This is a genomic window from Variovorax sp. 20P10.2.4 (assembly GCF_058244205.1).
Map to the genome: position 1 here is coordinate 1 of NZ_JBZAYE010000427.1, position 6,422 is coordinate 6,422.

The 6,422-nt window shown below is 71.1% G+C and carries 5 protein-coding genes and 1 pseudogene; 2 read left to right on the forward strand and 4 right to left on the reverse strand.

Going from position 1 to position 6,422, the window contains the following annotated elements; genetic code table 11:
* A pseudogene (locus AC27VN_RS29155) lies at positions 1–1,083 on the forward strand (hypothetical protein); the annotation flags it as partial.
* Between the two features lie 129 nt (positions 1,084–1,212).
* Here the strand turns inward: AC27VN_RS29155 and AC27VN_RS29160 are convergent.
* The 3 genes from AC27VN_RS29160 to AC27VN_RS29170 are packed head-to-tail and all read right to left on the reverse strand — an operon-like array spanning position 1,213 to position 4,707.
* Complete coding sequence (locus AC27VN_RS29160) at positions 1,213–2,523, reverse strand: MFS transporter (RefSeq protein WP_490878799.1); 1,311 nt, start codon at positions 2,521–2,523, stop codon at positions 1,213–1,215.
* Positions 2,520–3,947 (reverse strand): amidase, encoded by a 1,428-nt coding sequence (locus AC27VN_RS29165; RefSeq protein WP_490878800.1) that lies wholly within the window; start codon positions 3,945–3,947, stop codon positions 2,520–2,522. The genes AC27VN_RS29160 and AC27VN_RS29165 overlap by 4 nt, the downstream gene beginning before the upstream one ends.
* Position 3,948: 1 nt before the next feature.
* Positions 3,949–4,707, reverse strand: a complete 759-nt coding sequence (locus AC27VN_RS29170) for an aldolase (RefSeq protein WP_490878801.1) — start codon at positions 4,705–4,707, stop codon at positions 3,949–3,951.
* Between the two features lie 226 nt (positions 4,708–4,933).
* Between AC27VN_RS29170 and AC27VN_RS29175 the strand changes: the two genes are divergently transcribed.
* Positions 4,934–5,929: an AraC family transcriptional regulator gene (locus AC27VN_RS29175; RefSeq protein ID WP_490878802.1), complete on the forward strand. Its 996-nt coding sequence runs from the start codon at positions 4,934–4,936 to the stop codon at positions 5,927–5,929.
* Here the strand turns inward: AC27VN_RS29175 and AC27VN_RS29180 are convergent.
* On the reverse strand, positions 5,930–6,422 hold a 493-nt coding region (locus AC27VN_RS29180), incomplete at its 5' end, for an SDR family NAD(P)-dependent oxidoreductase (RefSeq protein ID WP_490878803.1).

Here is a 6,422-nt window from a genome sequence, read left to right on the forward strand (position 1 = left end):
CGCATCTCGCAACTCACGGTGAACCTGCAGAGCGTGCGCTGGCCCTCGGCCGTGCGGCCCGATCTCGGCGGCCATGCCGAATACATGCTGCGGGCCTTCCGCTGGAATGCCGGCGCGAAGCGCTACGACGTGGGTCCGCTCGAGAACACGCCCGATGTCGCGAAGCTCAAGGCCAGCGCGCCGCTGCGCCAGGAACTCAAGCAATGGCTTCGCCAGCCCGAGAACCTGCGCGCGCTCGACGAAGCCACGCTCAAGATCCCCGAGCGCTTCCTCGCCACCGAGGCCATCTCGGTCGCGCCGCGCGGCCTCGAGCGCCTCGCCAACCGCCCGTTCGAGCAGCTCTTCCCCGAAAGCGAATGGCAGGCCGTGCCCGGCAGTCGCACGCTGCAGTCGCCGCGGGCCCTGCTGCGCCGGCTCGACGACCTCAGTTGCATGGGCTGCCACCAGAGCCGCGCGGTCGCGGGCTTCCATCTGCTGGGCGTGGACCGCCGCAGCGCCTCGCGCAGCTTCACGCCCGGCAATGCGCTCGCGGTGCCGCACTCGCCGCATCTGCAGGACGAACTCGCGCGCCGTGCGCGCTACCTGCAGGTCGCTCTGACCACGCCGAAGCCCGATCCCTTCCGGCCGCTCGCGGAGCCGCTCGATGCGAACACACGACCGGAGCCGGCGATCGTCGGCGCGCGCTGCGAACCCACGCGCATCACGGCCTCGGCCAACCCCTGGCTAGACCGCGCCGAGAAGCTGCCGCGCACCGCCTGCGAAAGCGCCGCCTCGGTCTGCGAGAAGACTTCGGTCGGCTTTCCGGGCGGCATGTGCTCGGGCCCCTGCGATCCCAAGGATCCGAACGGCACGTGCGGCGGCATCGCGATCCTCAGCGACTTCAACCAGTGCCTTGCGGCCAGGCGCCCCTTCGGCGAATGCCTCGCGAAGCACACGCGCCCCGGCAACCTGCGCAGCTGCTCGGCCACCGCGCCCTGCCGCGACGACTACATCTGCGCACAGGCCGAAGGCCAGCCCGAGGGGCGCGGGGCGTGCATCCCGCCGTACTTCCTGTTCCAGATGCGCGTGGACGGTCATTCCTGATTTGCTCCCTCCCCCGCTGGGGGAGGGCCGGGGTGGGGGCACCGGGCGCATCCATCGCCCCGCGAACATCGGCCGCCCGGTGCCCCCATCCCGGCCTTCCCCCAGAGGGGGAAGGAGTCCAGCAAAGAGTCACCTCTCGTTCGCCGCCGGCCGCATCTTCCACGCCGACAGCGCCGCCACCGCCCCCAGCACCGCCACATACGCCCCCACCGGCACGATGCTGCCGTACTTCGCCACCAGCGTCGCCGCGATGATCGGCGCCAGCCCGCCGCCGAGCGCGGCGGCCATCTGGATGCCGATGGAGATGCCCGAGTAGCGCAGCTCGGCCGGGAACTGCGCCGCATACAGATTCGACTGCGGCGCGAACATCAGCGGGTAGTTGAGCGCGAGCGCCACCACCATCGCCGCCGTGTAGGCCGTGAGCGAGCCGCTGCCGATGGCCTGGAACAGCGGCAGCGCCATCAGCGCCAGCAGCACGCCGCCGAACACGTAGAGTCGCCGCGCGCCGACGCGGTCGGCCAGCCAGCCGAACAGCGGAATGGTCAGCACCATCAGCGACGAACCCAGCACCAGCGCATGCAGCGCATCGCCGCGCGAGAAGCCCAGCCGCGTGACCGCATAGGAGATCGAGAACACCAGGATGGTGTAGATCAGCGTGACCTCGGCCAGCTTGCCACCGATGGTCAGCAGCAGCGGCCGCCAGTGCGCCAGCACCACTTCGCGCGCGGGCAGCGCGGCGGTCTTGCGGTGCGCCTTCACGGCCTCGAACTCGGGCGACTCGTCGATGCGCGTGCGGATGAAGATGCCCACCGCGATCAGCAGCGCGCTGGCCAGGAACGGCAGCCGCCAGCCCCAGTGCAGGAAGGCGTCCTCGGGCAGCTGCGTGACCAGCGCGAAGGCGCCCGAGGACAGCAGCACGCCGATCGGCGCGCCCATCTGCGGCATGCTGCCCACCAGCGAGCGCCAGCGCGGCGGTGCATGCTCGACCGCCATCAGCATCGCGCCGCCGAGCTCGCCGCCGAAGGACAGGCCCTGGCCGATGCGCAGCAGCACCAGCAGCACCGCGGCCCAGAGCCCGATCGACTCGTAGGTCGGCAGCACGCCGATCAGCACCGTGCAAATGCCCATCATCAAGAGGCTCAGCGTGAGCATGGCCTTGCGGCCGAGCCGGTCGCCGTAGTGGCCGAACACGATGCCGCCGATCGGCCGCGCGAGCATGCCGCTCGCGAAGGTGCCGAAGGCCGCGAGCGTGCCGGTCACCGGATCGAAATTCGGGAAGAACAGCTTGTTGAAGACCAGCGCGGCCGCCGTGCCGTAGGCCAGGAAGTCGAAGCCCTCGATGGCGGTGCCGGCCATGGTGGCGGCGCCGACCTTCCAGACGCTATGCGGCTTGGCGGCCGCGGGCGCGGCGGCGCCCACCGGGGTGGCAATGGTGTTCATGCGGGGTGCTCCTCGTTGCGTTCTCGAATCGATGGCGGATGACGCCGGTGCCAGTCGGTCGCGCCCTGGTAGGCGCGGCCGGCGCGCAGCATCGTGGCTTCCTGCAGATGCGCCGCCACGAGCTGGAAGCCGATCGGATGGCCCTCGGGCGTGAAGCCGCAGGGCAAGGTCAGCGTCGGATGGCCGCTCATGTCGTAGGGCGCGGTGAAGCGCAGCAGCTTGAGCAGGTCGCCCTCGTCGGTGCCCAGCGTGGCCATGCGCGCATTGCTGAAACCCGCGTCGCAGGTCACGGGAATCGCGAGCAGGTCGATGTCGCCGAACAGCTTGGCGAGCGCGCCGCGGAAGTTCAGCCGCTGCATCAGCAGCTTCTGCAGCTCGATGCCCGACTGCGCGCGTCCCACCTCGATGAAGCCCGAGAGCACCGGGCCGTAGCGCTCCTTCTGTGCCGGGTACGTGGCCTCGTGCGCGGCCGCCATCTCCACGGCCGAGAAGCGCAGCCAGCCCGCGATCACCTCCGACGGATCGGGCAGCCGCACTTCGCGCAAGGTGGCGCCCAGCCCGGTGAGCGTGGCCAGCGCCGCCTGCATCGCGGCGCGCGTGGGTGCATCGACGTCGCGCGCGATGTGCTCGGCATCGATGCCGATGCGCAGCCCCGCCACGCCCTGGGCCGACAGCGCCAGGTAGTCGGGTACGGCATCGGGCAGCGCCGTGGGGTCGTCCTCGTCGGCACCGGCCAGCGCGGCGAGCATCGCCGCCGCATCGGCGGCGCTGCGCGTCATCGGCCCCACGTGGTCGAGCGAGGCCGAGTTCTCGAACACGCCGAAGCGCGACACGCGGCCCCAGCTCGGCTTCAGCCCCGTGAGGTTGTTGGCCGCGCAGGGAAAGCGGATCGATCCGCCCGTGTCGGTGCCCAGCGAGCCGAAGCACAGGCCCGCGGCCGTGCCCACGCCCGAGCCGCTCGAGGAGGCACCGGGCCACTGGTCCGCGTTCCATGGATTGACCGGCGCGACGATGCTGCGGTGGTGCTCGGCGAACGCGCCCTCGGTGTGCTGCAGCTTGCCGAGGATCACCGCGCCGGCCTCGCGCAGCCTGCGCACCACGGTCGAGTCGCGCTCGGGCCTGAAGTCGGCATGGACCTCGGTGCCGTTGGCGCAGACCACGCCGGCCGCATGACAGTTGTCCTTGACCGCCACCGGCACGCCGTGCAGCGGACCGCGCCAGCCGCCGCGCGCGATCTCCTCCTCGGCACGGCGTGCTTCGGCGCGCGCGCTCTCGGGCATGGTGCGCGCATAGGCATGCAGCGCGGGGTCGACGGCCTCGATGCGCGCCAGCATGCGCTCGGTCAGTTCCACCGGCGACAGCGCGCGCTCGCGCAGCCGCTGCGCCACCTCGGTCAGTTCCAGGAAATGCAGGTCCTCGCTCATCTCAGATCTCCTTGGCCTCGAGCTGCCGCGCGAACATCGCGAAGCTGGCTTTCACGATGCTCGGCTGCAGCAGGAAGTCGTGCGATTCGCGTGCCAGCGCCGGGTCGACCAGCTTGAGCCGGCCGTAGGCGCTCTGCGCGATCAGCTGGTTGCGCGCGGCGCGCTCGATCAGCACCGAGAGGTAGAGCGACTCCTCCACGCTCGAGGTGGCGGCCAGGAAGCCATGGTTGGCGAGCAGCACGCAGCGCTTGGCGCCGAGCGCGGCCGAGATGATCTCGCCCTCCACATCGGCGATCGGCAGGCCCGGCCATTCGGCGAGGAAGGCGCAGTCGTCGAAGAAGGGCGTGGCATCCATGTGCGCGACCTGCAGCGGCTCGCCGGTCATCGACAGCGCCGACACATAGGGCGGATGGGTGTGGATCACGCAGTTGACGTCGGGCCGGCGCCGGTACACCCAGAGGTGGAAGCGCACGGCCGGGTTCGGCACGCCGTGGCCCTCGAGCACGCGCAGCGAATCGTCGATGCGCATCACCGAGCCCGCGCGGATCTCGCCGAACGCATGGGCCAGCGGCGTGGTGAGGAAGCTGCCGTCGGGCTGGCGCACCGTGATCTGGCCGGCCAGGGTTTCGGAATGGCCCTCCTTCGCGAGGATGCGGCAGCTCAGCGCGAGCTTCTCGGCATCGCTCCAGTGGCCGACGGTGAGGCCGTCGAGCTTCAGGGGCACGTCGGCGGAGGGGGCGTCTGTGGCGGTGGGGTTCACGCGGGGTTCCTTCATCGGTGGTCGATGGCCGCCAATGTAGGAAGCGATGCCGCGCCGGGCCTTGCGCCTGCGCGCACGCGCATTGATCCAGCGCGCCAACGCAACGAAGCCCCGATCCCGCCCGCTAGTGGAAAGTCTCGATGTGCGGCCGCGGCCAGCCCTCCAGACTGCGGGCGCGGACCGCCCTTGGCACGAACCATGCATGCGGCCCGGCTTCCACCCCACCATGCACCACGACCCGACCTCGCACCTGAGCTTCGCGCCGCACCTGCGCCCCTTCTACCCGGGCGACCTGCGCGGCTACTCGACCACGCTCGACGCACTGGTCTACCCCGGCGAACTCAGCGTGCAGCACAGCCATCCGCGCATGAACCTCGAGGCCTGCCGGCTCGTGGGCGGCGGCATCGCGGTCAGCTTCGATTCCACGCCGATGCAGGTGTGCCATGCGGCGGGCCAGTCCGGCCACGACGGCGCGGGCGAGGTGCTCGCGATGATCGCTGTCGACGGCCAGGGCACGATCGAGCAGGCCGGCCGCCGGCTGCCCTTTCGCAAGGGCGACATCGTGTTCCGCACCACGCGGCTGCCCTCGACCTGCGCGCTCGACGAATCGGGCCGGCTGGTGCAGCTGCGGCTGCCGGCCGGGCGCTTCTTCGGCATCTATGCCGACCTGCGCGACCACTTCGAGCCCTCGCTGGCCCAGGCCGACTCCACGCTGGCCGAATCGGCGCGCCAGCAACTCGACCGCCTGTTCGCGGTGCAGGCGCAGCCGCATCCGGCGCTGGCCTATTTCTCGGAGCAGTCCTTCGTCTCGCTGCTCGCGGCCATCTACTGCGAAGCGGTGGCCGGCGCGCCGCAGGCCGGCGATGCCGGCGCGGCCAGGCGCCATGAACGCGACCGCTGGCAGCGGCTCGCGGCCTATGTCGAGGCCAACCTCTGCGATCCCGAGCTCTCGGTCGAGGCGATCGCGCGCGAGCTGTGCATCTCCAAGCGGCTGGTGCACCGCCTGTTCGCCACGCAGCAGACGCAGTACGGCGCCTACCTGCGCGAGCGCCGCCTCGAGCGCGCGGCCGAGGAGCTGGCCAATGAGCGGCTCGCGCAGCTCAGCGTGACCGAGATCGCGTTCCGCAACGGCTTCAACGACCCCAGCCATTTCAGCCGCGCCTTCCGCGACCGCTTCGGCACCACGCCGGGCGGCTACCGCGCAGGTCGCCCGCCGGCCTGATCAGGCCAGGTAGCCGCCGTCCACCGTCAGCGCCGCGCCGGTGACGAAGCTGGCGTCGGGTCCAGCGAGGTAGGCCACCATGCCCGCGATCTCGCTGTCGTGCCCCATGCGTCCCAGCGCCATCAGCGGCTGCAGCATCTCGCCGTACTCGGACTTCGGCGCCATGTCGGTGTCGGTCGGCCCGGGCTGCACCACGTTCACCGTGATGCCCCTGGGCCCCAGGTCGCGCGCGAGGCCACGCGCCATCGAGGCCACCGCGCCCTTGGTCATCGCATAGACCGACGAACCCGCGAAGCCCACGCGCTCGGCCACCACGCTGCCCGTGATGACGATGCGCGCGCCGCGCTCCATGTGCTTGAGCGCCGCCTGCACCGCCACGAAGGCCGAGCGCACGTTGACCGCGAACATGCGGTCGAAGTCGGCGAGCGCATAGTCCTCGACCAGGCCGCCGACGAGGATGCCGGCATTGTTCACCAGCAGATGCAGCCCGCCG

What these genes read in the sequence shown, in the direction of transcription:
- AC27VN_RS29165 (WP_490878800.1), bottom strand. Translation starts at nt 3,947, where the DNA reads ATGAGCGAGGACCTGCATTTCCTGGAACTGACCGAGGTGGCGCAGCGG.
- AC27VN_RS29175 (WP_490878802.1), top strand. Translation starts at nt 4,934, where the DNA reads ATGCACCACGACCCGACCTCGCACCTGAGCTTCGCGCCGCACCTGCGC.
- AC27VN_RS29160 (WP_490878799.1), bottom strand. Translation starts at nt 2,523, where the DNA reads ATGAACACCATTGCCACCCCGGTGGGCGCCGCCGCGCCCGCGGCCGCC.